At 62.2% G+C, this 22,083-nt stretch carries 19 protein-coding genes, 1 tRNA gene and 1 pseudogene; 12 read left to right on the forward strand and 9 right to left on the reverse strand.

Going from position 1 to position 22,083, the window contains the following annotated elements:
• Nucleotides 1-101: 101 nt before the first annotated feature.
• Complete coding sequence (gene rnr, locus CCK88_RS05415; RefSeq protein ID WP_086469471.1) at nucleotides 102-2,396, forward strand: ribonuclease R; 2,295 nt, start codon at nucleotides 102-104, stop codon at nucleotides 2,394-2,396.
• 3 nt (nucleotides 2,397-2,399) lie between these two features.
• Nucleotides 2,400-2,795, forward strand: coding sequence for a DUF983 domain-containing protein (locus CCK88_RS05420; protein WP_086469472.1), 396 nt, complete (start codon nucleotides 2,400-2,402; stop codon nucleotides 2,793-2,795).
• A 2-nt stretch (nucleotides 2,796-2,797) separates the two neighbouring features.
• Here the strand turns inward: CCK88_RS05420 and CCK88_RS05425 are convergent, their stop codons facing one another.
• Entirely contained in the window at nucleotides 2,798-3,214 is a 417-nt protein-coding gene (locus tag CCK88_RS05425) for a hypothetical protein (protein ID WP_140048896.1), read from the reverse strand.
• Between the two features lie 113 nt (nucleotides 3,215-3,327).
• Between CCK88_RS05425 and rpmG the strand changes: the two genes are divergently transcribed.
• Nucleotides 3,328-3,495 carry a 50S ribosomal protein L33 gene (gene rpmG / locus CCK88_RS05430; RefSeq protein WP_046104197.1) on the forward strand — a complete coding sequence of 56 codons (168 nt, stop codon included), beginning with the start codon at nucleotides 3,328-3,330 and terminating at the stop codon, nucleotides 3,493-3,495.
• Nucleotides 3,496-3,961: 466 nt separating this feature from the next.
• Here rpmG and CCK88_RS05435 read toward each other — a convergent pair whose 3' ends face one another.
• Entirely contained in the window at nucleotides 3,962-5,332 is a 1,371-nt protein-coding gene (locus CCK88_RS05435; RefSeq protein WP_086470826.1) for a PleD family two-component system response regulator, read from the reverse strand.
• A 130-nt stretch (nucleotides 5,333-5,462) separates the two neighbouring features.
• The gene (locus CCK88_RS05440) at nucleotides 5,463-5,834 is read right to left on the reverse strand and encodes a response regulator (RefSeq protein ID WP_086469474.1); all 372 of its coding nucleotides are present in this window, start codon (nucleotides 5,832-5,834) and stop codon (nucleotides 5,463-5,465) included.
• 129 nt (nucleotides 5,835-5,963) lie between these two features.
• On the opposite strand from CCK88_RS05440, the gene CCK88_RS05445 reads away from it, so the two are divergent.
• The 7 genes from CCK88_RS05445 to CCK88_RS05475 all read left to right on the forward strand — a co-directional run bounded on the left by CCK88_RS05445 (nucleotide 5,964) and on the right by CCK88_RS05475 (nucleotide 11,199).
• Nucleotides 5,964-6,239: a DUF3572 family protein gene (locus CCK88_RS05445; RefSeq protein ID WP_086469475.1), complete on the forward strand. Its 276-nt coding sequence runs from the start codon at nucleotides 5,964-5,966 to the stop codon at nucleotides 6,237-6,239.
• A 1-nt stretch (nucleotide 6,240) separates the two neighbouring features.
• Nucleotides 6,241-7,566, forward strand: coding sequence for a DNA polymerase IV (locus tag CCK88_RS05450; RefSeq protein ID WP_086469476.1), 1,326 nt, complete (start codon nucleotides 6,241-6,243; stop codon nucleotides 7,564-7,566).
• Nucleotides 7,563-8,021 carry a RidA family protein gene (locus tag CCK88_RS05455; RefSeq protein WP_086469477.1) on the forward strand — a complete coding sequence of 153 codons (459 nt, stop codon included), beginning with the start codon at nucleotides 7,563-7,565 and terminating at the stop codon, nucleotides 8,019-8,021. Before CCK88_RS05450 ends, CCK88_RS05455 begins: the two co-directional genes overlap by 4 nt.
• Before the next feature lie 131 nt (nucleotides 8,022-8,152).
• Nucleotides 8,153-9,328, forward strand: coding sequence for a GNAT family N-acetyltransferase (locus CCK88_RS05460; RefSeq protein ID WP_086469478.1), 1,176 nt, complete (start codon nucleotides 8,153-8,155; stop codon nucleotides 9,326-9,328).
• A gap of 383 nt (nucleotides 9,329-9,711) precedes the next feature.
• Nucleotides 9,712-10,128, forward strand: a complete 417-nt coding sequence (locus tag CCK88_RS05465; protein ID WP_086469479.1) for an HIT family protein — start codon at nucleotides 9,712-9,714, stop codon at nucleotides 10,126-10,128.
• A 4-nt stretch (nucleotides 10,129-10,132) separates the two neighbouring features.
• Nucleotides 10,133-10,774: a YoaK family protein gene (locus CCK88_RS05470; RefSeq protein ID WP_086469480.1), complete on the forward strand. Its 642-nt coding sequence runs from the start codon at nucleotides 10,133-10,135 to the stop codon at nucleotides 10,772-10,774.
• 59 nt (nucleotides 10,775-10,833) lie between these two features.
• The gene (locus CCK88_RS05475) at nucleotides 10,834-11,199 is read left to right on the forward strand and encodes a DsrE family protein (RefSeq protein WP_086469481.1); all 366 of its coding nucleotides are present in this window, start codon (nucleotides 10,834-10,836) and stop codon (nucleotides 11,197-11,199) included.
• A 66-nt stretch (nucleotides 11,200-11,265) separates the two neighbouring features.
• Here CCK88_RS05475 and clpA read toward each other — a convergent pair whose 3' ends face one another.
• Both clpA and clpS read right to left on the reverse strand, forming a co-directional pair.
• Nucleotides 11,266-13,605, reverse strand: coding sequence for an ATP-dependent Clp protease ATP-binding subunit ClpA (gene clpA / locus CCK88_RS05480; protein WP_086469482.1), 2,340 nt, complete (start codon nucleotides 13,603-13,605; stop codon nucleotides 11,266-11,268).
• A gap of 9 nt (nucleotides 13,606-13,614) precedes the next feature.
• A complete protein-coding gene (gene clpS / locus CCK88_RS05485) occupies nucleotides 13,615-14,004 on the reverse strand; it encodes an ATP-dependent Clp protease adapter ClpS (protein WP_086470827.1) in 390 nt (129 codons plus the stop codon).
• 368 nt (nucleotides 14,005-14,372) lie between these two features.
• On the opposite strand from clpS, the gene CCK88_RS05490 reads away from it, so the two are divergent.
• Complete coding sequence (locus CCK88_RS05490) at nucleotides 14,373-15,941, forward strand: serine hydrolase (protein WP_170926363.1); 1,569 nt, start codon at nucleotides 14,373-14,375, stop codon at nucleotides 15,939-15,941.
• 122 nt (nucleotides 15,942-16,063) lie between these two features.
• Nucleotides 16,064-16,336 (forward strand): hypothetical protein, encoded by a 273-nt coding sequence (locus tag CCK88_RS05495; protein ID WP_086469484.1) that lies wholly within the window; start codon nucleotides 16,064-16,066, stop codon nucleotides 16,334-16,336.
• 40 nt (nucleotides 16,337-16,376) lie between these two features.
• Here the strand turns inward: CCK88_RS05495 and CCK88_RS05500 are convergent, their stop codons facing one another.
• The 4 genes and pseudogenes from CCK88_RS05500 to CCK88_RS05515 form a co-directional block, all read right to left on the reverse strand.
• Nucleotides 16,377-17,738: an MATE family efflux transporter gene (locus tag CCK88_RS05500; RefSeq protein ID WP_086469485.1), complete on the reverse strand. Its 1,362-nt coding sequence runs from the start codon at nucleotides 17,736-17,738 to the stop codon at nucleotides 16,377-16,379.
• A gap of 269 nt (nucleotides 17,739-18,007) precedes the next feature.
• Nucleotides 18,008-18,091, reverse strand: a tRNA-Leu gene (locus tag CCK88_RS05505).
• 280 nt (nucleotides 18,092-18,371) lie between these two features.
• A pseudogene (locus CCK88_RS05510) lies at nucleotides 18,372-20,717 on the reverse strand (penicillin-binding protein 1A); the annotation flags it as partial.
• A gap of 84 nt (nucleotides 20,718-20,801) precedes the next feature.
• Nucleotides 20,802-22,031, reverse strand: coding sequence for an N-acetylmuramoyl-L-alanine amidase (locus CCK88_RS05515; protein ID WP_086469487.1), 1,230 nt, complete (start codon nucleotides 22,029-22,031; stop codon nucleotides 20,802-20,804).
• Nucleotides 22,032-22,083 lie beyond the last annotated feature (52 nt).

Consider the following 22,083-nt stretch of genomic DNA (forward strand, 5'->3'; position numbering starts at 1 on the left):
ACAAGAGGGACACGAGAATTGCGCACCACCCATTCAGCAAGGCGGTTTGGCAATTGGGCTGCGATGACCTACATATTGGGCAACTCTCAAGAACAAGAATAATGGCCAAGACTCCAAAACCAAAAAACACATCCGGACCCAAGCGCCCGCGTCTCTCCGCGGCTGACCGGTTGCCCACGCGCGAGCAACTGCTCGAAGCCCTGGCGCAGGAAGACGACATCAAGGGCAAGCGAGACCTGGCGAAGGTCTTCGGCATTCGCGGCGATCTGCGTCGGCCCTTCAAGGCAATGCTGGCCGAACTGGAGGGCGAAGGCGTCATTACCCGCACCCGCAAGGCGTTGCGGCGGACGGCCGCCCTGCCCCATGTCACGGTGCTGGACATCCCTTCCGATGCCGATCCGGACAATCTTCACGCCTTCCCCGCCCAATGGAATCCGGAAGAAGGCGAAATGCCGCGCGTTCGCGTGCTGACCGGCCGCGATGTCCGCGTCGTGCCGGCGCCCGGCGACCGGATACTCGCGCGCATCGATGCTGGCGAGGACGCGATTCCCGACTACACCGCCCGCCCGATGAAGGTCCTCGACAAGCCTCGTCGCGGCCAGATCGGCATTGTCCGCAAGGATGACGACGGCGCGCGCCTCATACCGGTCGACCGCAAGCAGAAGGAAATGCGCATCGCCCTCGGCGACCTCGGCGACGCCAGCGATGGCGATTTGGTCGAAGTGGAGGTGCTCTTCTCCGGCCGGCTGATGATTCCGCGCGCCAAGGTCACCAAGGTGGTCGGCAATCCCAATTCCGAAGGCGCGGTTTCGCTGATTGCCATCCACAATCTTGAAATCCCGCACGTCTTTCCGCAAAGCGTCATTCGCGAGGCGGAGGAAGCCAGGGAGGCGACGCTCAGAGGTCGCGAGGACTGGCGCGAGCTGCCGCTGATCACCATCGATCCGGCCGATGCCAAGGACCACGACGACGCCGTTCACGCCGCTCCGGACGACGACTCTGCAAATCCGGGAGGCTTCGTGGTCACGGTCGCCATAGCCGACGTCGCCGCCTACGTGCGTCCTGGCTCCGCGCTCGACCGCGAAGCCTATACCCGCGGCAACTCGGTCTACTTCCCCGACCGTGTCGTGCCCATGCTGCCCGAGCGGATTTCCAATGAGCTCTGCTCGCTCAAGGAAGGGGTGCCCCGCGCTGCCCTCGCCGTTCGCATGGTGATGGGTGCCGATGGTCGCAAGCGCAGCCACAGTTTTCATCGCATCCTGATGCGCTCGGCCGCCAAGCTGAGCTACCAGCAAGCTCAGGCTGCCATCGATGGCAACGCCGATGATCAGACTGGCCCACTGCTCGATCCCATCCTGCGCCCCCTCTGGGACGCCTATGCCGCGATGGCAAGGGCGCGGGACCAGCGGGGTCCGCTCGATCTCGACCTGCCTGAGCGCAAGATCCTGCTCGACGACAAGGGCATGGTGCGCGACATCCACGTTCCCGAGCGGCTCGACGCCCATCGCCTAATCGAGGAGATGATGATCGCGGCAAACGTCGCGGCAGCGGAAACGCTCGAACAGAAGCGCTCGGAACTGCTCTATCGCGTGCACGACGAGCCATCGTCTGAAAAGCTCCAGGCGCTCCGCGAATTCCTTGGCAGCCTCGATATTTCAGTCAAGAAGTCGGACAGCGTTCGCGCCAGCGATTTCAACGGCATCCTCGCCCAGGCCCGCAAGGCCGGGAACATCGAGCAGGTCAGTGAAATGGTACTGCGCTCGCAGGCTCAGGCCGAGTATTCGGCCGAGAACTACGGCCACTTCGGCCTGCATCTCGATCGCTACGCTCATTTCACCTCGCCCATACGGCGCTATGCCGACCTCATCGTACACCGCGCCCTGGTGCGCGCCCTGGGTCTCGGTGACGATGGACTGACGGATCAGGAAGCGACAAAGCTTCCGGGAATCGCGCAGCACATCTCCGCCACGGAACGGCGGGCCATGCTGGCGGAGCGGGAAACATCCGACCGGCTCCTCGCGCAGTTCCTGGCCGAGCGCATTGGCGCGCGCTTCATGGGACGGATTTCCGGCGTCACCCGCTCCGGTCTTTTTATCCGGCTGCTCGAAACCGGCGCCGACGGCTTCATTCCCGCCTCGACCCTCGGCCAGGACTATTATCGCTATGTGGAAGAGCGGCAGGCCATGATCGGTGAGCGCACAGGTGAAACCTTCACCCTGGGGGACCGCGTCGAGGTCCGTCTGCTCGAGGCCGCACCCGTCGCCGGAGCACTGCGATTTGAGCTCCTTTCCGAGGGCAAGCGCGGCAATCCGCCATCTGGAAAGCGTCTGCGCAAGGGCGCATCTAAGAGCTTCGGCCCCCGAAGCTCGAAATCATCGGGTCGAAGGAAGAGGTAACTGATGTCGGATCAGGTCCGCGCTCTCGAACAACGCAGCATTTCCCAGGCCATGTGGCGCGGCACCCTTTGCCGCTGTCCTCATTGCGGCCAGGGCAAGATGTTCCGTGCCTATCTCAAGACCGTTGATCAATGCGACGCCTGCGGCGAGACGTTGAGCCATCATCGTGCGGACGATTTCCCGCCCTATATCGCCATCATGATCGTGGGCCACCTGCTGGTCGGCATCATGCTGCACATGGATATGGTCTGGCACGTCAATCCCATGACCTATCTGCTTTCCATGGTGCCCCTGGCAGTGGTTCTTCCCCTGGCCATGCTGCCCTCCATCAAGGGCTCGATCGTCGGGCTGCAGTGGGCCAATCGCATGTACGGCTTCGGCACGGGTCAGAAGGACTGAGGTCAGGCAAATTGGCTCCCGTCCTTCGCCTTCACCAGATTGCGGGGACGGAATCGCAGACCCGACCATTCCTCGGTAATCGCTACCTGCCGCACCGGTCGCCAGTCCGCAGCGTCCAGGGCTTCCCAACCGGTATCGCGGTTCAGTCCCGCTGCCTTGGCTTCCGGTCCTTTGCGATAGCCGACCCAGAGCAGGCCGTCAGGAGGCAATTCCTTGAGAATCCGGGGCACCAATAGCGGCACTTCGGCAGCGCTTTCGAAAAACGCCACCACCCCGTCATAGGCATCGTTCTCGTGGACAATCTCCACCTCTGCGCCGGCTGCGAGTTCCTCCACCAATTCGCGCGGGACGTTGATCAGCCAGAGCTTCGCGCCAGATTTGATTTGAAGCTTGTGTATCAATTCGGTTGGAGCAGTCACGGTGCGCCTCGCCTGATCGTTTGACTTGACAACGGCGGTCAAATCCGTAGGTTGCGCGCAAATTCCGGCGCTGCCCCGATGCGGCGCCTTTCGCTTTGTGAAGGACGTACCAAATGGCCAAGGCCGCCACCATCAAGATCAAGCTCGTCTCGACGGCCGATACCGGCTTTTTCTACGTGACCAAGAAGAACGCCCGTACCCAGACTGAAAAGCTGGCATTCAAGAAGTACGATCCGGTCGTCCGCAAGCACGTCGAATTCAAGGAAGCCAAGATCAAGTAATTTGGCACTTCCTCTTTGAAATGAACAAAACCCCGCAAGCGATTGCGGGGTTTTGTTTTGATCTGGCCTGGGGTCGACATCCCAACAGCATGAGTGGCACGGCGTTACGCCCCCACTCCCCGCACATGGACTGGGCCATGGCGGAGAGTGGAGGCGTCACCACGTGCGTCCACAGGTGACTTTGACGAGGCTTGTCCTGCATGGAAAGAGTGGCTGGTCCGGAGCGGCATGTCGAAGAGGCCACTCTGTCCGCATCCGGACCAACCGCCCTACGGAACTCAGGAGTTGCGGCGGACCTGAGAGGGGCCGTAGGGAACCAGAAGCATCGGGATTGCCCCGCGCCGTCTGTAAAAAGACCCTAGTCCCAACCTCGGCCTAGGCCAAGAGAATCCAGCGGATCCGGCCCAGCAACTCTTTGTTAATTATAACGAATAACCCTAATGTGGTCGATTTTAGGGATCCGGACTCAGGCAGCGTCGAAAATGACCCGGTTCCGCCCCTCGCGCTTGGCGCGATAAAGCGCGACGTCGGCCCGCTTGATCAGCGTCTCCGGCGTATCGGTCTGGCGCTCGCGGATCGAGACACCCACCGATACGGTCACATCGAGTGGCCGGGCAGCGCCGACATCGAACGACTTCTCCGACACGGACTGTCGCACGCGCTCGGCGACCGCTTCGGCCTGTCCGATATCCGTATCGGGCATCAGCACGACGAACTCTTCGCCACCGAAGCGGCACGCCAGGTCGACACCGCGGATGTTGCGCTTGAGCCGCGCCGCGAACTCGCGCAGCACGGCGTCGCCGATATCGTGACCGTGGTTGTCGTTGACCGATTTGAAGTGATCGATATCGAGGATCATGAGCGCCATGTCGCGCTCCTGCTCCTGTGCCTTGCCCAGCAACACGTTGAGATGCCGGTCGAAGTAGCGACGGTTATAAAGACCCGTCAGCCCGTCAGTCACCGCCAGCGCCATCGTGTTGTTGACGCTTTCACGCAATTCCATCGCATAGCGATGGCGCCGGATCTGCGTGCGAACGCGCGCCATCAGTTCGTTGCGATCGACTGGACGGCTGATGAAATCGTTGACCCCCAGGTCCAGGGCGCGCACCACGCGTGGTTTGTCACCAGTGTCCGCCATAAGGATGATCGGCAGGTTGCGCGAGTGGTCGACGGTGCGCACCTGCGAGCAGACGCGCAGGGGATCGAAGGCATCCAGACTCATGCTGACGAGCGCCAGCTCGTAGCTCGCCCCGGTGACCTGGAACACCGCATCGGCCGGCTCGGTCAGGATATCGACCCGGTGCTCGGGCGACAGGTAGCCCTTGATGCGCTCGGCGTGTCGGAGGTCACTGTCGATGATGAGGATATTGCCGCCACTCGCCGAGATACTGTCCATCGCCCGCAGAGCATCTTCGATGGCGATCTGCTGGCCGGTAAGGGCGCGGGCGCGGAGCTCGTCGGTCAGGGACTTGAGCCGCACGAGGCTCTTCACGCGCGCCATCAGCTGCGTATCGTCCACGGGTTTGCTCAGGAAGTCGTCGGCGCCGGCATCGAGACCCTGCACCCGGTCCGAGGGTTGGTCGAGGGCGGTAATCATCAGCACCGGCACGTGGTGCGTCTTGGGGCTCGCCTTGAGGCGACGACAGACCTCGAAACCATCCATTTCGGGCATCATCACGTCGAGCAGGACGATATCGATATCCTGGTTCTGACAGATCTCGAGAGCCTGCGGCCCCGAACTTGCGGTCACCACCTCATAGTATTCGGCGGAGAGGCGCGCTTCGAGCAGGCGGACATTGGTTGGAATGTCATCGACGATCAGAACGCGCGCGGTCACTGCATACACCCCAACACACAGGCGCGATCCCAAGCATCGCTGCCAGCGGGTCGCGCTTACAAAATTATTCGGACCAACGGCTGAATACGCGCCGTCCTATGCCCCGCCGGCTCCCGCGCTGATGCGCAGGTCAAGCCGGACCAATGTATTCGGCAATGGTTTCCAGAAAGTGAGATACCGATATGGGCTTGGAAATATAGCCCTCGCACCCGCCCTGGAGGATGCGCTCCTCGTCACCCTTCATGGCAAAGGCGGTGACGGCAACGACGGGAATGTGCGCCAGCTGCTCGTCGTCCTTGAGCCACTTGGTGACCACAAGACCCGAGACCTCCGGCAGCTGGATATCCATCAGGATCAGGTCGGGCATATGGGCTCGCGCCAGGTCCAGCGCTTCCATGCCGTTCCTGGTCTGGATGACCGCGTATCCGCGCGATTCGAGCAGGTCGTTGAAGAGCTTCATGTTGAGCTCGTTGTCTTCGACGATCATCACAGTCTTGGGCATACTACCTCGCTTGGACGCCTGCCCGGCGCCCCGCCCCGATGCCCACCAGCATGCTGATGCGCAGCTTCGCTTTCTCTTGCTTCTGAGCTAGCATTGAAACTTAAACAAAACACCACATGAGGCTGCTTCGTGCCCGTATCCGACCGTGCGCCGGACGTTTCCGCCCTTGCCGACTCTTGCCTGGGCTACCTTGCCGAACACCCCGAGGAACTCCTGGCTTTCATGCAGCACGCCGGTTTGGACCCGCAGTCGCTGCGCAACTCGGTCGGCACGGAGCGCCTGCAGCACGGCCTCATCGACTATTTTGCCGCAAACGAACCGATTCTGCTCGCCCTCTGCGCCAATGCCGGCCTCACCCCGGAAGCCTTCATGCGCGTCTGGCATCGCCTCAACCGAACCGAGTGACATGGCCGACTGGTTCTGTCGCGATTGCCTGAAGACTGGATCGGGAGCCCCCGTGCCGGGTCGCTGCCCGTCCTGCGGCTCTCCGCGCCTGCGCAGCCACGACGAACTGTTTTCGCTCTCCATCGCCCATGTCGATTGCGACGCCTTCTATGCCTCTGTCGAAAAACGCGACGACCCGAGCCTGCGCGACAAGCCACTGATCATCGGTGGCAGGCAGCGGGGCGTGGTGTCCACCTGCTGCTACATCGCGCGGCAGTCAGGCGTCCGCTCCGCCATGCCCATGTTCAAGGCGCGCGAACTCTGCCCCGATGCCGTGATCATCCCGCCCAACATGGCAAAGTACGTCGAGGTCAGCCGGCAGATCAGGGCTCACATGGATGCGCTCACGCCATTGGTGGAGCCCCTCTCGATCGACGAGGCCTTTCTCGACATGACCGGCACCGAGCGCGTCCACAAGGCGCCCCCTGCCCTTTCTCTGGCCCGCTTCGCCCGCATCATCGAAAAGGACCTCGGCGTCACCATCTCGGTTGGTCTCAGCCACAACAAGTTCCTCGCCAAGGTCGCCTCCGATCTCGACAAGCCGCGTGGATTCGCCGTCATCGGCAAGGCGGAGACCCTCAGCTTCCTGGCCCCCAGGCCCATCGGCCTCATCTACGGCGTGGGCAAGGTCTTCTCGGAGACGCTGCGCAAGGACGGTTACCAGACCATCGGCCAGCTGCAGCAGGAAGATCCGGCCCGCCTCATGCGCCTCTATGGCGAATCCGGCGCTCGCCTCGCCCGCCTGGCCCAGGGACAGGACGCCCGCAAGGTGTCCATCGAAGGCGAGATGAAGACCATCTCCTCGGAAACGACCTTCAACACCGATATCGCTTCGCTCGACGAACTCTCGACCCAGCTCCTCAAATGCTCCGAACGTCTGTCCGAGCGCCTCAAGGCAAAGGGCGTCGTCGGCGACACGGTCACTTTGAAGCTCAAGACCGCAGGATTTAAGTTGCGCACGCGGGCCCGACACCTGATGATGCCGACACAGCTTGCCAATGTGCTCTACGAATCCGGCATGGGCCTGTTGCAGCGCGAGATCGACGGCACCGCCTTTCGCCTCATCGGCATTGGCGTATCCGGGCTGGATGTCGCCGACGGCTCGGATCCGGGCGATCTGCTCGAGCCGATGGTCGCCCGCAAGGCGGCAGCCGAACGGGCCATGGACAAGGTTCGAACCCGTTTCGGTCGGACTGCCGTTGTTCGCGGCAAGCTATATTCATCCCGGCCGGAAACGACGCCGGTATCCGAAGAAGAAGCAGACGACCTCGAAGGCAAATCCACATGACCGACCCGATCGAAAAGCTCCGCCAGTACGGTTACGAACTTCCCGCTCCCAAGGCCCCGGTGGCCAGCTACATTCCCGTGTCCCGCACCGGGAACTTGCTCTATGTCTCGGGCCAGATTTCGAGCGATGCCAACGGCGTTGTGCAGGGCCGGCTCGGCGACACCATGAACGTTGTGCAGGGCGGAAACGCTGCCGAACTCTGCGCCGTCAACATCCTGGCTCAGGTCGTGCATATGGCGGGCGTGCCGCTGAGCGAGATCAAGCAGATCGTCAAGCTCACCGTGCTCGTGGCCTCGACGCCCGAATTCACCGAGCAGCACCTGGTCGCCAATGGCGCGTCCAACCTTCTGGTTGGCATCCTGGGTGACAAGGGCAAGCACGCCCGGGCAGCCTTCGGCGTTACGTCCCTGCCCCTCGGCGCGGCCGTCGAAATCGACGCCGTCATCGAAGTCTGAACCCGTGGCCCCGGTTGAAGCCGGGGCCGCCGCTCCCCATATCGGCTGGACCCGAGCAAGCTTTCCCGGTTCGTCTGGAAACGCTTTCGGTTCGGATACGCGACAAAACACCAGTCAGGGATAGCCATCCCGTGCCCGAGCCCAGCTTCACCGCCACCATTCACCCCTCCACCGCGTCGATCCCTCCTGCCGTCTGGAACGGACTCGTGCCCTCGAGCGGTGGTGTGCCGGACAATCCCTTCCTCGACCACGCTTTCTTCCGCGCCCTCGAGGATTCCGGCTGCGCCACCGGCAAGACCGGCTGGCAACCGCAGCACATCCTCCTTGCCGACGCGGCCGGCACACCGGTTGGTCTCCTGCCGCTGTTTCTGAAATCCCATTCCATGGGTGAGTATGTCTTCGACCACGGCTGGGCCAATGCCCTGGAGCGCGCTGGCGGACGCTACTATCCCAAGCTCCAGGGATCGGTGCCCTTCACTCCTGCCACGGCGCCAAAGCTCCTTGTTCCTTCCGATGATCTCGAAACGCGGGCAGCGCTGCTACAGACAGCTCAACAACTGGCGGGCCGGCTCGAAGCGTCGTCGGTGCACCTGACCTTCGTGCCCGAAAGCGAAGCCGACCTTGCCGGCTCGCTCGATTGGCTGCGACGCGTCGATACGCAGTTCCACTGGCACAACCAGGGCTATGCAAGCTTCGAGGACTTCCTCGAAACCCTATCCTCGCGGAAACGCAAGACGATCCGCCGCGAGCGCCGCGACGCCCTTGCCGACGGCATCACCGTTAAATGGCTGACGGGCGCCGAAATCGAGGAGCGGCATTGGGATGCCTTCTTCGACTTTTACGAGGACACCGGGGCCCGAAAATGGGGTCGTCCCTACCTCAACCGCACCTTCTTTTCGCTCCTCGGACAGTATATGGCCGATCGCGTCGTTCTGATGCTCGCCTACGACGGCCCGACACCGATTGCTGGCGCCATCAATTTCCGCGGCAGGGATCGGCTCTACGGTCGCAATTGGGGCGCTATCCGCGATGTGCCATTCCTCCATTTCGAGGTCTGCTACTACCAGGCGATTGACTATGCCATCGCCTACAAGCTCGCCGTCGTCGAAGCAGGTGCGCAGGGCGAGCACAAGCTCGCCCGCGGCTACGAGCCGGTTCTCACCCACTCGGTCCACTGGATCGCCCATCCGGGCCTCCGCCGCGCCGTGGCCGACTACCTCGAGGATGAGCGTCCGGCCATCGAACAGCAGCAGGAAATGCTCGAAACTTTTACCCCCTTCCGCAAGGGCGAGCGCCAGGATCGGTAGCCTCGGTCATCTTTCCCATCAGTGGTGAAGATGGGGTCGCCAAGCCGCAAGGCCATAACTGAGCAGCGAGGGGATGCCTCAATCTGCCCCTCCCGCTCCTACAGGGGGAGGCCGGGTGGGGGTGTCCGTCTCCGACACTGATCTCTCTGCGCGAACCAGCCGTCACCCTTTGGGCCCTGCCGCAGGCAATTCCACCCAGCGGAGCGAAATGAGAGGAGAGGCCCATTCCCGCGATACTCGAATGGCGCCGCACTTGACCCGAGGCCACTTCGCTTGCGATGGCTTGAGCGAACTATAGCACACTCGTCGCGCCCGAGGGTGACGATCTGGGGATTTGACAGGCCTCCAGAACACCCTATTGGCCACGCAGCGGAACGATCATCATGACCTACGACTCCACCAACATCTTCGCCAAGATCCTCAAGGGCGAACTGCCGTGCCACAAGGTCTACGAAGACGATATCGCCCTGGTCATGATGGACATCTTCCCTCAATCGAAGGGCCACACGCTTATCATCCCCAAGGCCGCGTCGCGTAACCTTCTGGATGCCGATCCCGCCGCCCTGTCGGCCGTCATGCCCCTGCTGCAACGCGTCGCTGGTGCCGTGAAATCCGCCACCAACGCCGATGGCATCCGCCTTGCCCAGTTCAACGAGGCGCCTGCGGGGCAAACCGTCTTTCATCTGCATTTCCATCTTATCCCGGCCTATGAGGACGTCCCCTTGGGCGCACACGCGTCCGGTCGGGCGGACGACGCCGAACTCGCGACGATCGCCAAGGCGATCGCGGCGCACCTCTGATCCCATGACGCCGACCCGGCACCTGCTTTTCGGAATGCTGCTCACCGCGGCGGCAGGCTTTCTCGATTCGATCGGCTTTATCGAACTGGGTGGCTATTATGTCTCGTTCATGAGCGGCAACACGACCCAGGGCGGTACGGCTTTGGTGGAAGGACACGTCTCCGTCGTCCTTCTTTCTTTGGCTTTGGTAGCCCTCTTCTTCGTGGGCGCCCTGGTCGCCAATCTACTAGCTCTGGTCGACTTGCGCTGGGGACAGGTCTATGCCAGTGCGGCCGTGATGCTGGGCGTGGCCACAACGCTTGTTCTCACGCTGGCGGGACTGCCTCCATCCCAGACGATGCTGGTTCTGGCGGCCACCGCCGGCGCTCAGAATGCCGTTCTCGCGGCCAAGGGAAGCGTTCGCCTCGGCGCCACCTTTGTCACCGGTACGCTTTACACCGCAGCGCAGGACCTTGCCTTTGCGTTGCGCGGCCGCGCGCCGTTCGGGCGTTGGCTCCAGCATATGCTGATATGGCTCAGCCTGCTGGCTGGCGCCGCTTTCGGCGCGCTTGCCTATGGCACATTGGACATCTTCGCCCTTGTGATGCCGTTGGTAGTCTATGGGGCCTTCACTATTGGCCATGTCGTCGCCGCCCCGCGCCCCTGATCACCGCCTTTTCTATTCCGTACAAAGCGGTAGTGTCCTCCCATTGGGAGGGAACCGCTATGTCCAGAATTCTTGTCCATGTCACTGTGGGGCCATCTGACCCCACCAAGGCCGCTCTGGCCTTCTTGATCGCTCGCACGGTGGTGACAGAGGGGCATCAGCTGGCGCTGTTCGTTGCGGGCGATGGCGTTCACCTGCTGACGGCGGAGGTCGCAGCCAAAACCGAAGGGTTGGGCACCGGCAAGCTGATGGAGCATCTCGATGCGCTCAATGCTGCCGATGGCGCGGAGATCTATTTTTCGGGCATGTCCGCCAAGGCGCGAAATATCACCGCCGATCAGATCGTCCTCAAGGGTGCGCAACCCGCCATGCCGCCGAAGCTGGTGCAGTTGACCGCCGATTGCGACAGGGTCCTCTGCTACTAGGCGTCTCTGGTGGTCGTCGCCGAACCGCAACAGACGAAAAGGCCCGGATCGCTCCGGGCCTTTCTCTTAGCTCTTGTCCACGGAAGCCTTGGGCTTCTTCGGCTTCGGGAGCGCCTTGGGCTTTGCTGGCCGCGGCGGCACCGCCACCAGTTCCAGCTTGGCTTCCGAGCCCTCGCCGACGACCGCAACGGTTACCGAGCCACCATTGACCAGTTCGCCGAACAGCACCTGGTCCGCCAGTGGCTTCTTGACGTGCTCCTGGATCACCCGGCCAAGCGGCCGCGCACCCATGCGTTCGTCATAGCCGTGCTCGGCAAGCCAGTCTGCTGCCTCCGGCGTCAGGTTGATCGTGACGCCGCGTTCGGCCAGCTGGCCCTCGAGCTGCAGCACGAATTTCTCGACGACGCGACGCACGACTTCGCGCGGCAGCGGCGCGAACGAGATGATCGCATCGAGCCGGTTGCGGAACTCTGGCGAGAACGTGCGGTTGATCGCCTCCTCGTCATCGCCCTTTTCGCGCTTGCGACCGAAGCCGATCGGCGAGCGAGCGAGTTCGGAAGCACCGACATTCGACGTCATGATCAGGATGACATTGCGGAAGTCCACCGCCTTGCCGTTGTGATCTGTCAGCTTGCCGTGGTCCATCACCTGCAACAGAACGTTGTAGAGATCGGGATGCGCCTTCTCGATTTCGTCGAGCAGCACGACGCAGTGCGGATGCTGGTCGACGCCATCGGTCAGCAAGCCACCCTGGTCGAAGCCGACATAACCCGGAGGGGCACCAATGAGACGGCTGATCGTGTGCCGCTCCATGTATTCCGACATGTCGAACCGCAGCAGCTCCACGCCGAGTGTGTCGGCGAGTTGCTTGGCCACTTCGGTCTTGCCCACGCCGGTCGGACCGGTGAAGAGATAGGAGCCGATCGGCTTTTCCGGTTCACGCAGGCCCGCGCGCGCCAACTTGATCGCCGAAGACAGCGCCGTAATGGCATCGTCCTGGCCGAACACCACGGTCCTGAGACTGGTTTCGAGGCCCGACAGCAGTTCCGCATCGGACTTCGACACTGACTTGGGTGGAATGCGGGCAATAGACGCGATCGTCGTCTCGATATCCTCGACGTCGATCACCGTCTTGCGCTCGCCTTCCGGCAGCAGCTTCTGGCTGGCGCCGGTCTCGTCGATCACGTCGATCGCCTTGTCGGGCAGCTTGCGGTCGGTGATGTACCGGGCGCTGAGCTCCACCGCCGCCTTGAGGGCGTCGTCGGTATAGGTCACCTTGTGGAACTCTTCGAAATACGGCTTCAGCCCCTTCACGATCTCGATGGCATCGGGAACGGTCGGTTCGTTGACGTCGATCTTCTGGAAGCGACGGACCAGAGCCCGATCCTTCTCGAAGAACTGCCTATATTCCTTGTAGGTGGTCGAACCGATGCAGCGGATCGCGCCGGAAGCCAGAGCAGGCTTCAGCAGGTTCGAGGCATCGAGCGCACCGCCCGAAGTAGCGCCGGCGCCGATCATGGTGTGGATCTCGTCGATGAAGAGCACTGCATTGGGCATCTTCTCGAGTTCCTTCATCACTGCCTTGAGACGCTCTTCGAAGTCGCCGCGATAGCGTGTGCCGGCCAGCAATGCGCCCATGTCGAGTGCATAGATGACAGCCTCCTGCAGAACCTCGGGCACGTCGCCCTCGATGATCTTGCGCGCCAGGCCTTCGGCGATGGCCGTCTTGCCCACGCCGGCATCACCCACATAGAGCGGATTGTTCTTGGAGCGGCGGCAGAGCACCTGAATGGTGCGGCGCAACTCCGCATCGCGGCCGATCAGGGGGTCGATCTTGCCTTGGCGGGCCTTCTCGTTGAGGTTGACGCAGAAGTCGGCCAGGGCCGAGCTCTTCTTGGCCTCCGGTCCGCCCTCGGCATGGCCTTCGCCATCCTCGGCGCCGCGCACCTTGCGCTCCTCGCTCGGGCCCGACTTGGTGATGCCGTGCGAAATGAAATTGACCGCGTCCAGCCGGCTCATGTCTTGCTGTTCGAGGAAATAGGCGGCATGGCTTTCGCGCTCGGCGAAAATGGCGACGAGCACGTTGGCGCCGGTAACCTCTTCCCGACCGGACGACTGCACATGGATGACCGCGCGCTGGATCACGCGCTGGAATGCGGCAGTTGGGCGCGCATCCTGGCCATTCTGGACCACGAGGCTGTCCAGTTCTTCATTGATGAAATCTTCGAGGTCGCTCTTGAGGGCGTCGATGTCGACGTCGCAGCCTGTCAACACCGCGACGGTGTCGCGGTCGTCGGTCAGGGCCAGAAGCAGGTGCTCGAGGGTGGCAAACTCATGGTTGCGCTCACGGGCCAGGTTCATCGCCTGGTGCAGGGCCTTTTCGAGTCCGCGCGAAAATGAGGGCATATGATGTTCCTACTGTTTTTCCATCACGCATTGCAGCGGATGCTGGTTCTTGCGTGCCGTATCCATGACGCGGGTCACCTTGGTCTCGGCCACCTCGTATGGATATACGCCGCACTCACCCACCCCCTTTTGGTGAACGTGCAGCATGATCTGCATGGCGTCTTCGCGTGACTTGTTGAAGACGTCCTGCAGGACCAGGACGACGAATTCCATCGGCGTGTAGTCGTCGTTCAGGAGCAGCACCCGGTAAAGGTTCGGGCGCTTGGTTTTGGGACGCGTCTTGGTCACCGTCCCGGTTTCGAAATCCGTATCGTTCCCGCCTGGGCGACGGCCATCGTCGTCCTTGGGGCCGGCAACGATGCTCGGCGGCACCGTCGGCGGGCTCTCGGATGTCGGCATGGCATTGGGCAGAAGGGGAGTAGAGGTCATTGTGGTCGCACTGTCGCGGGGAGGAAACGAAGCAGTTGGTTGGACCCATTATGTAGGCAAAAACCACGCGGTGTTAAGGGCAATCCAATCCCGAAAGTGTGAGTGCAGCCAAGGGTGCGCCAACGTTAGCAATTTCACAGCATTGTCATGGTCATGCGTGACATCCTGTGGCCCGGACGCCGCTTTCTGACGAAATTTCGTTGCATTTTACGGATTCGTAACGGGGCGAAGCTAACTTCTTGAGAGGCTGGATTTTGTGGTTTGGGGACAACCGGATCCTGCTGCGTCGAACAGGTTGAGTACGGGCAGAAAGCCCGATTAAGTAATTGGAGTACCGGGTGATTTCCCTGGCAAAGACCCCCTGGCGCACCGCATTTTTCCGCGCCGCCGCTGCTGTCCTTGTGGCCCTCACCGTCAGCCTCTCGGCTGCGACCCATGCGCAGGCCATCGAGAACCTCCGCAAATATGCCGGCATCGTCGTCGATGCCAAGACCGGCAGCGTCCTCTACGAAGATCAAGCAGATTCAAGGCGTTACCCGGCGTCCGTCGCCAAGGTGATGACGCTTTACGTCCTCTTTCAGGAACTGCAGGCTGGCAATCTCAGCCTGTCTTCCAAAATGACGGTGTCGCGGCACGCCGCCTCGGCCGTCCCCACCAAGCTCGGCCTGCGCGCTGGCTCGACCATTTCGGTAGAAGACGCCATCAAGTCGCTGGTTACCCTTTCGGCCAACGACATGGCCCGCGTTATTGCCGAGCATATTTCCGGTTCGGAATCCAAATTCGCCGAGCGCATGACTGCCACGGCCCGAGCCATGGGCATGCGCAACACCACCTACCGCAACGCGTCGGGTCTTCCGGATGGCGGCCAGGTAACGACCGTGCGCGATCAGGCAATCCTGGGCATCGCCGTATACCAGCATTTCCCGCAGTACTATTCCTTCTTCCAGACCACGTCCTTCCGCTATAACGGCAAGACCTACGGCAACCACAACCGCGTTCTGGGCTATATGGGCGCCGTTGACGGCATCAAAACCGGCTACATCAACGCCGCCGGTTCGAACCTCCTCACCGCCGCCCGCAAAGATAACCGCCACATCGTCATCGTGGCCTTCGGCTTCAACTCCGCGGCTTCGCGCGACGAGAAGGTGCGCCAGCTCGTGGCCAACTACCTCGATAAGGGTCGTCGCGGCGACTACTTGCAGACCGCCATGGTTCCGGTGCCGGGGCGCCAGGGTAACACCCAGTTTGCGCTGGCCCAGCCGCGCAAGCCCACTTTCGTCATGCCCACGCCCATGCCCGACTTCCGCCTTGCGGCGCTCGTCGCTGGTAACGGAGCCCAGCCGCAGCCCCAGGTCGCCGTCGCCTCGGCGGCTCCAGTCGCCCTGCCGACACCGGCCCCGGCTGATCTTGGCCTGTCGCCTGCTGTCCAGGCCGCCAATGTCCTGGCAGCACCGACCCAGGCAGCACCAAACTATAGCCAGGATGTCATAGGCGCTTGGCTCAGCGAAACCTACAATCTCGGCGCACCTCCGGCAGCACTCGGCCAGACGGCACCGTCCACGCCACTGCTCCCGCCGGGCAGCGTCAATGGCGGCACCAGTGATGCTGCCGACCAGCCAGTCGACCTGATGCATTCCGGTTCGGTTGCCGATGCCGCTTCCATCGGTGGTTGGATCGTCCAGATCGGCGCCGGCCCGTCCGAAGACAGTGCGCGCGCTATGCTGTCCGACGCGGCCGGCAAGGTCGGCTCGCTCGGAGACTTCCGCTCCTATGTCGAACCCTTCGAGAAGAACGGTCAGAAGTTCTTCCGTGCTCGGTTCGTCGGCTTTGGCGACCGCGATGCGGCGACCAACATGTGCAATCACCTCAAGGCCCAGGACATGGCGTGCCTGGCGATGCAGGGCTGATACGACACCGTGGAGCGGCGGGTAAACCGCCGTCCACACGGGTCCAGCGGGCCCGAAGCAGGTAAGCGGCGCGTATTGCCGCTCCTTGGAATGCAATTGGTGCTTGTGTTTGGAGTAGCCCAATGAGTGAGCGCAACGCTCTTATCGAACTGGCCAATTTCGTCGGCCGTTCGCCTCTTGCCTCGCCGGATATGCGCGTGCGCAACAAAGCGCTGTCTGGCATGACCGATCGGATTCTGCCGCGTCAGAAGCGCTCGGTGGGCGATCTGCTAGCGGTGGTAATGGCCCTCTCGGCCCGCACCCGGCGCATGGCGCAGGACCCCGCCCATGTGGAAGTCGATGTCTTTGCGCCAGGTGGAAAGCGGGCGTTGAGAATGACCTTCGGTCGTGAATAATGAAAATGCCCGGTAGCGATACCGGGCATTTTCTTTGGAGCTAGACGAGCGCCACGATTGTCTTGCGCTTCCACACGAACTGATACCAGGCAGCCTGCAATATCAGCATCATCGTGAAACTCGCCGCATAGGCGACCCAGATCCCCGTCAGCCCCAGGCTCGTCTGGCTGAGCCAGATGGCGCCGGGAAGCTCGATCAGGAGGATGCAGGCAAGCGACAGCAGCATCGGCGCGTAGACCGTACCGCTAGCGCGCATGATGCCCGAGAACACGACGCTCCAGCCGAAGCACAGGATGCTCCACAGCACTACGTGCAAAAGCGTCTCCGTCAAATCGACAACGGACGGGTCGGTGATGAACAATGCCACCACGTGCTGGCTGAAAAGATAGGCGAGCACGATCAATCCACCGGTGATGATGAGGTTCAGCACGAGGGCAGTCTTGGTGATTTCGCCCAGCTGGTCGTTACGGCGGGCACCGATCGCCTGCGCCGCGAAGATCGATGCGGCGATGCCGATCGACATGGCCGGAAACTGCACATAGCTCATAACCTGCCCCAGCGCGCCGTAGGCCGCAGTCGCGTCGGATCCAAACCGATTGACAAGTCCGACCACCACGATGCCGGCGATGGACGAAATGACCATCTGCAACCCCGCGGGGATGCCAAGCTTCAGGATGAGGCCCAGAAGCTTGAAGTCGGGGCGCAACACCGCGCCGAGCAGCACGCCGTCGGGTGCCAGCGGCATGTTGCGCGCCCGCATGTAGACGAAGAGAAAAATAAGGACCGTGGCAAATCCGGCGATCATTGCCCAAGCTGCCGCGTCGACACCGAGCTGCGGCAAACCGAACCATCCCTGGATCAGCGCCGGCGTGACCAGCAGGCTCACCACCATAGACATGATCAAGGAAAACAGCGGCGTGATCGTGTCCCCGACCCCGCGAAGCACCGACGTGACAACGAGAAACAGGAAGAACCCGGGCATTCCGATCAACACGATTCGCGCGTAGCCCACGGCAAGGTGGCGAATGTTCTCTGGCGCTCCCAGAACGGTCATGATCTGCTCGGTGAAGAGCCCGCCACCAATCGCCACGACAAGTCCAAGGACAAAAGCCGTCGCCAATGTCGTGCCGGTGACCTGCTTGACCTTGTCGATGTTTTTTGCGCCCCAGGCCTGGCCGATCAGAATAGTGGAGCCGGCCGAGAGCCCGATGATGAAACTCATCAGGAAGAACAGGATCGGGAAAAATGTGGCCGTCGCGGCGAGGGCTTCCACGCCGATCATCTGACCGACATAGATCGAGTTGATCGTTCCCGACAGTGCCTGGAGGATGTTGGACGCCATCAGCGGAACGAGGAAGAGGGCAAACCGCTGCCATAGCGGCCGGGTGGAATGGGGGTTCATGCGAACGCTCCGGGAACTGCATCAATGGGCTCGTCACGGCTCTGGCCCAGGACCGGAAGATCACGTTTCGCGATGCGGCCGGAGGGACCAATTCACACTGCAGAAAATTGCAATGCCGGCTGGACGGGCGCGGGAGGCTGGGCAATGACGGCGGCCTGTCTACGCCCGCTCTGTGCGGGCGTCAATCTGGCCGCGTGGTTGGCTGAGCCGACTTTTATTCGGGCCTCAATAAGGTCCGACGTCACTCTGCTTGTCTGCTTGTGAGAGAATGGTGCCCCCCGCCGGACTCGAACCGGCACGCCTCGCAGCGGAGGATTTTGAGTCCTCTGCGTCTACCATTCCGCCAGAGGGGCACGAGACGGTTCCTAGCCGAGAAGTCGCCCTCGCGCAACAGCTTGCGCGCCTGATCGCATGCCAGAGTTCACAACGCTTTCCGCCATCTTGAGCCCGCTTCTACAGCAGGCTTCCACTACCCGAGTTGTCTTCTGCGGGGGCCGACTGTGCGGGACTGAATCGACTGGTGCCCGGGCGGTTCGAGAAGAAGCTTCCACCGCCCGATTGGGTGCTGAACATCCCACCGCCGTACTGCTGCTGCATCATCTGCTCGCGCTGCATGGCGTCGAACGCCTGCACATCGAGCCCAATGACTGAGGTCATGAGATTGGGGCCGGTACCGGGCTTGAATGCCTCGGCAATGGCGGCTTCGCCTTCGAAGGCCTGCACACCCGTCGACGGGTTGATCCAGGCCGTCTGCATGCCTGTCGGCACGTTGAACGGGGTCGCCGGCTTGCCCTGCAAGGCATTGGCCATGAAACTGGTGAAGATCGGCACGGCCATGTCGCCACCGGTGGAGGCTGAACCCATCGAGCGCGGCTGGTCGTAGCCGACATAAATGCCGACCGCGAGTTCGGGCGTAAAGCCGACGAACCAGGCGTCTTTGTAGTCGTTGGTCGTGCCGGTCTTGCCAGCAACAGGCCGATTGAGCGCCTTGGCCTTGGTCCCGGTCCCGCGCTGCACCACGCCCTCCATCATCGAGGTGATCTGGTAGGCCGTCATCGGATCGAGCACCTGCGGACGGTTGTCGAGAATGCGCGGCTCCCCTTGCCCATGCCAGTCGGCGGCCTCGCACCCCTCGCAGACGCGTTGATCATGACGATAGACGGTCGAGCCGTAACGGTCCTGGATGCGGTCGATCAGCGTCGGCACGATCTTGCGCCCACCGTTGGCAATCGTCGCATATGCCGCCGTCATGCGCATGGCGGTGGTCTCGCCCGCACCAAGCGCCATGGCAAGGACCGGCTGCATGTTGTCGTAGATGCCGAAAAGCTGTGCGTAGTCCGCGATGAGCGGCATGCCGATATCACGCGCCAGTCGCACGGTCATCACGTTCCGGCTGCGCTCGATGCCACGACGCAGGGTCTGCGGGCCATAGAATTCCTGGGAGTAGTTCTCCGGGCGCCAGACCGAGCCGTCGCCCATGCGCACTTCCACCGGCGCATCCAGCACGACGGAAGCAGGCGTATAGCCATTATCGAGCGCCGCTGCATAAACGATCGGCTTGAACGAGGAGCCCGGTTGCCGCAGCGCCTGCGTCGCCCGGTTGAATTCGCTCTCGGCGAACGAGAAGCCACCGACCATGGCCAGTACGCGACCGGTACGCGGATCCATGGCGACCAGTGCACCCTCGATCTCCGGCACCTGTTCAAGCGTGTAGACAGCATCCTGGCCCGCCACCGGCGCCACATAGACGACGTCGCCGACCTTGAGCAGACTTTGCACAGGCTGGGATACCCATTTGATCTCGGGACCGGACAAAGTTCCCTCGATCCGGGTAGCCGATACTGCGCCGTCGACGTCCTCCTCCGGGCGCAGACCGATACGGGCCTGGTTGTTTCCAACCTCGAGCACAACCGCCAGCTGCCATTCAGGAACGTCGCTGAGCGGCTTGATGGCTGAGACCGCCTGGCCCCAGTCGTCACCCACTTCGATACTCGCCACCGGCCCGCGGAAACCGCGGCGATGATCGAAGTCGATAAGACCATCCATCAGCGCCCGTCGCGCATACTCCTGAAGTCGTGGCTCCAGCGTGGTCCGCACAGAAAGCCCGCCACCATAGAGCTGGTCTTCGCCATACAGCTTGGCAAGCTCGCGGCGGACTTCCTCGGTAAAGTATTCGGCAGAGTAGAGCTGGCTCCCTGCAGCCCGCGGAATCACGTTGAGCGGCTCTTCTTTGGCGGCAGCCGCCGCTTCATAGGTCACGTAGCCGTTCTCGACCATCCGATCGATGACCCAGTTACGCCGCTCGATAGCGGCCTGGGCACGGCGGAACGGATGGTAATTGTTGGGCCCCTTCGGCAACGCCGCGATATAGGCCGCCTCCGGCAATGTCAGCTGATAAAGCGCCTTGTCGAAATAATTGAGCGCGGCAGCCGCCACGCCATAGGAATTGAGACCGAGGAAGATCTCGTTGAGATAAAGCTCGAGGATTTTGTTCTTCGAGAACGTGGACTCGATTCTGAGCGCCAGGACGGCTTCCTGGATCTTGCGGTCCCAGGTCTGCTCCGAAGTCAGCAGGAAATTCTTGGCTACCTGCTGGGTGATGGATGAACCGCCGCCCTGGATGGAGTTGTTACCATCGAGGCGCGCTACGACATTGTCGCGCATCGCGCGGACCACGCCGTCGATGGCGATGCCGCTATGGCTGTAGAAATCCTTGTCCTCGGCCGACAGGAACGCCTCGATCACGAGAGGCGGAACAGTCTCGATGGGCTGAAACAGTCGCCGCTCACGCGCATATTCCGCCAGCAAGGTGCCATCCGCAGCATGGACGCGGGTCGTCACCGGCGGCTGGTAGTCCTTGAGCACCGTGTAGTCGGGGAGCTGCGCCGTGACAGTTGCCAGATACACTGCCGCCGCTGCGACCCCGCCAAGCGCGAGGAACATGCCAAATCCGAACAGCCAGCCCAGTAGACGAAACATCGAGTCAGGTTCTCCTGGCCGCAATCGCGACCACAGGTCGAATATAGCAGAGCCGCATTGGAATGGTGATCACGAGCGCTCGTGTCACAATTCGTCCTCGAGGCTGTCGAAATAGGTCGAAATCCCGCGCGCGATTGCTTCGGCCGTCCGGTCCCGCCAGTCCGACTGCATCAGGTTGGCGATGTCGCTGGCATTGGAGAGAAATCCCAGCTCCACAAGGACCGATGGAACATCGGGTGCCTGCAGCACGAAGAAATCCGCTTGCCGTACCGGGAAGCGCCGCAACGCGACGCTCGGCTCGAGTTGGTGGACGATCGACTGTGCAGCCATGAAGGACTGCACCCGCATCTCCCGGCGCATCAGGTCGAGGAGAATGTCGACCACTTCCGGCGCCATGGTCTGTGGCATGGCGAAGCCGGCAATGACGTCGGTGGCGTTCTCATTGTCCGCCAGCACTTTGTCGAGCACATCCGTGGCGTTCTCGTCGCGCGTATAGATCGAAGCGCCGCGAATCTCGGGTTGCTGGAAGCTGTCGGCGTGGATCGAGATGAAAAGGTTGGCCTTGTTCACCCGGGCAAGCTCCACGCGCTCTTCGAGCCTGAGGTATGTGTCGTCCTGCCGGGTCAGCGCCACATCGAAACGGCCTGATTCCACCAGCAACTCCTGGAGGCGAAGCGAGAAGGCCAGGACAATGTCCTTTTCCTTAATGCCCTCCGGCGTCTCTGCGCCGCTGTCGATGCCACCGTGTCCGGGGTCGATCACCACCAGCGGTTTGCTGTCGATCGGCAATTCAGATCCACCTGCCGGGGTCGACACGGCCGCAACAGACGTTCCGGACCCCAGCCTGTCCTTTTCAACGTTGGCAGTAAATTCCTCGGCCGTTGCCGGAATGATGTCGACGACCAGTCGCGCCGGCTGGCCTTCGAAGGCGTCCAGAACATAAGCCTGCTGCACCTGCGCCGGGGCGGTCAGCGTCAGCGTTGTGCGCACGCGGTCTGCCGATGCCTGCTCGACTGCATAGGCCGAAACCAGTCCCTCCTCGGCGACCTCGCCCTGAGGCTCCGGCACCGAAAAGGTCCCTGCCCTCACATCGATCGCAAGTCGTTGCGGATCGTCGAGCGATACGAACGAGAAGGCCGTCCGCTCCGCCAGGTCGACGACCAATCGCGCCCGGTCGGCGCCGACGGTGACGCGGGCATCGATGACGTTCGGCAATGGCGGCAGCGGCGCAGCATCCTGCGCCTGAGCCGGCAAATGAAGCCCCACGATGGCCATCACGGCGCAGGCGAAGCGTATCAGAAACTGTGTGGTCAAGAGGTCGACCGGCTCCCAAAAGTCTGGGCCATGAAATGGCGCCAGCTTGCGG

It is taken from the genome of Devosia lucknowensis (assembly GCF_900177655.1).
In the GTDB taxonomy this organism is placed as follows: domain Bacteria; phylum Pseudomonadota; class Alphaproteobacteria; order Rhizobiales; family Devosiaceae; genus Devosia; species Devosia lucknowensis.

Excerpts from the sequence above, each read along its gene's own strand:
- rnr (WP_086469471.1), top strand. The coding sequence starts at position 102 with ATGGCCAAGACTCCAAAACCAAAAAACACATCCGGACCCAAGCGCCCG.
- CCK88_RS05420 (WP_086469472.1), top strand. The coding sequence starts at position 2,400 with ATGTCGGATCAGGTCCGCGCTCTCGAACAACGCAGCATTTCCCAGGCC.
- rpmG (WP_046104197.1), top strand. The coding sequence starts at position 3,328 with ATGGCCAAGGCCGCCACCATCAAGATCAAGCTCGTCTCGACGGCCGAT.
- CCK88_RS05440 (WP_086469474.1), bottom strand. The coding sequence starts at position 5,834 with ATGCCCAAGACTGTGATGATCGTCGAAGACAACGAGCTCAACATGAAG.
- CCK88_RS05450 (WP_086469476.1), top strand. The coding sequence starts at position 6,241 with ATGGCCGACTGGTTCTGTCGCGATTGCCTGAAGACTGGATCGGGAGCC.
- CCK88_RS05455 (WP_086469477.1), top strand. The coding sequence starts at position 7,563 with ATGACCGACCCGATCGAAAAGCTCCGCCAGTACGGTTACGAACTTCCC.
- CCK88_RS05465 (WP_086469479.1), top strand. The coding sequence starts at position 9,712 with ATGACCTACGACTCCACCAACATCTTCGCCAAGATCCTCAAGGGCGAA.
- CCK88_RS05470 (WP_086469480.1), top strand. The coding sequence starts at position 10,133 with ATGACGCCGACCCGGCACCTGCTTTTCGGAATGCTGCTCACCGCGGCG.
- CCK88_RS05475 (WP_086469481.1), top strand. The coding sequence starts at position 10,834 with ATGTCCAGAATTCTTGTCCATGTCACTGTGGGGCCATCTGACCCCACC.
- clpA (WP_086469482.1), bottom strand. The coding sequence starts at position 13,605 with ATGCCCTCATTTTCGCGCGGACTCGAAAAGGCCCTGCACCAGGCGATG.
- clpS (WP_086470827.1), bottom strand. The coding sequence starts at position 14,004 with ATGCCGACATCCGAGAGCCCGCCGACGGTGCCGCCGAGCATCGTTGCC.
- CCK88_RS05495 (WP_086469484.1), top strand. The coding sequence starts at position 16,064 with ATGAGTGAGCGCAACGCTCTTATCGAACTGGCCAATTTCGTCGGCCGT.
- CCK88_RS05500 (WP_086469485.1), bottom strand. The coding sequence starts at position 17,738 with ATGAACCCCCATTCCACCCGGCCGCTATGGCAGCGGTTTGCCCTCTTC.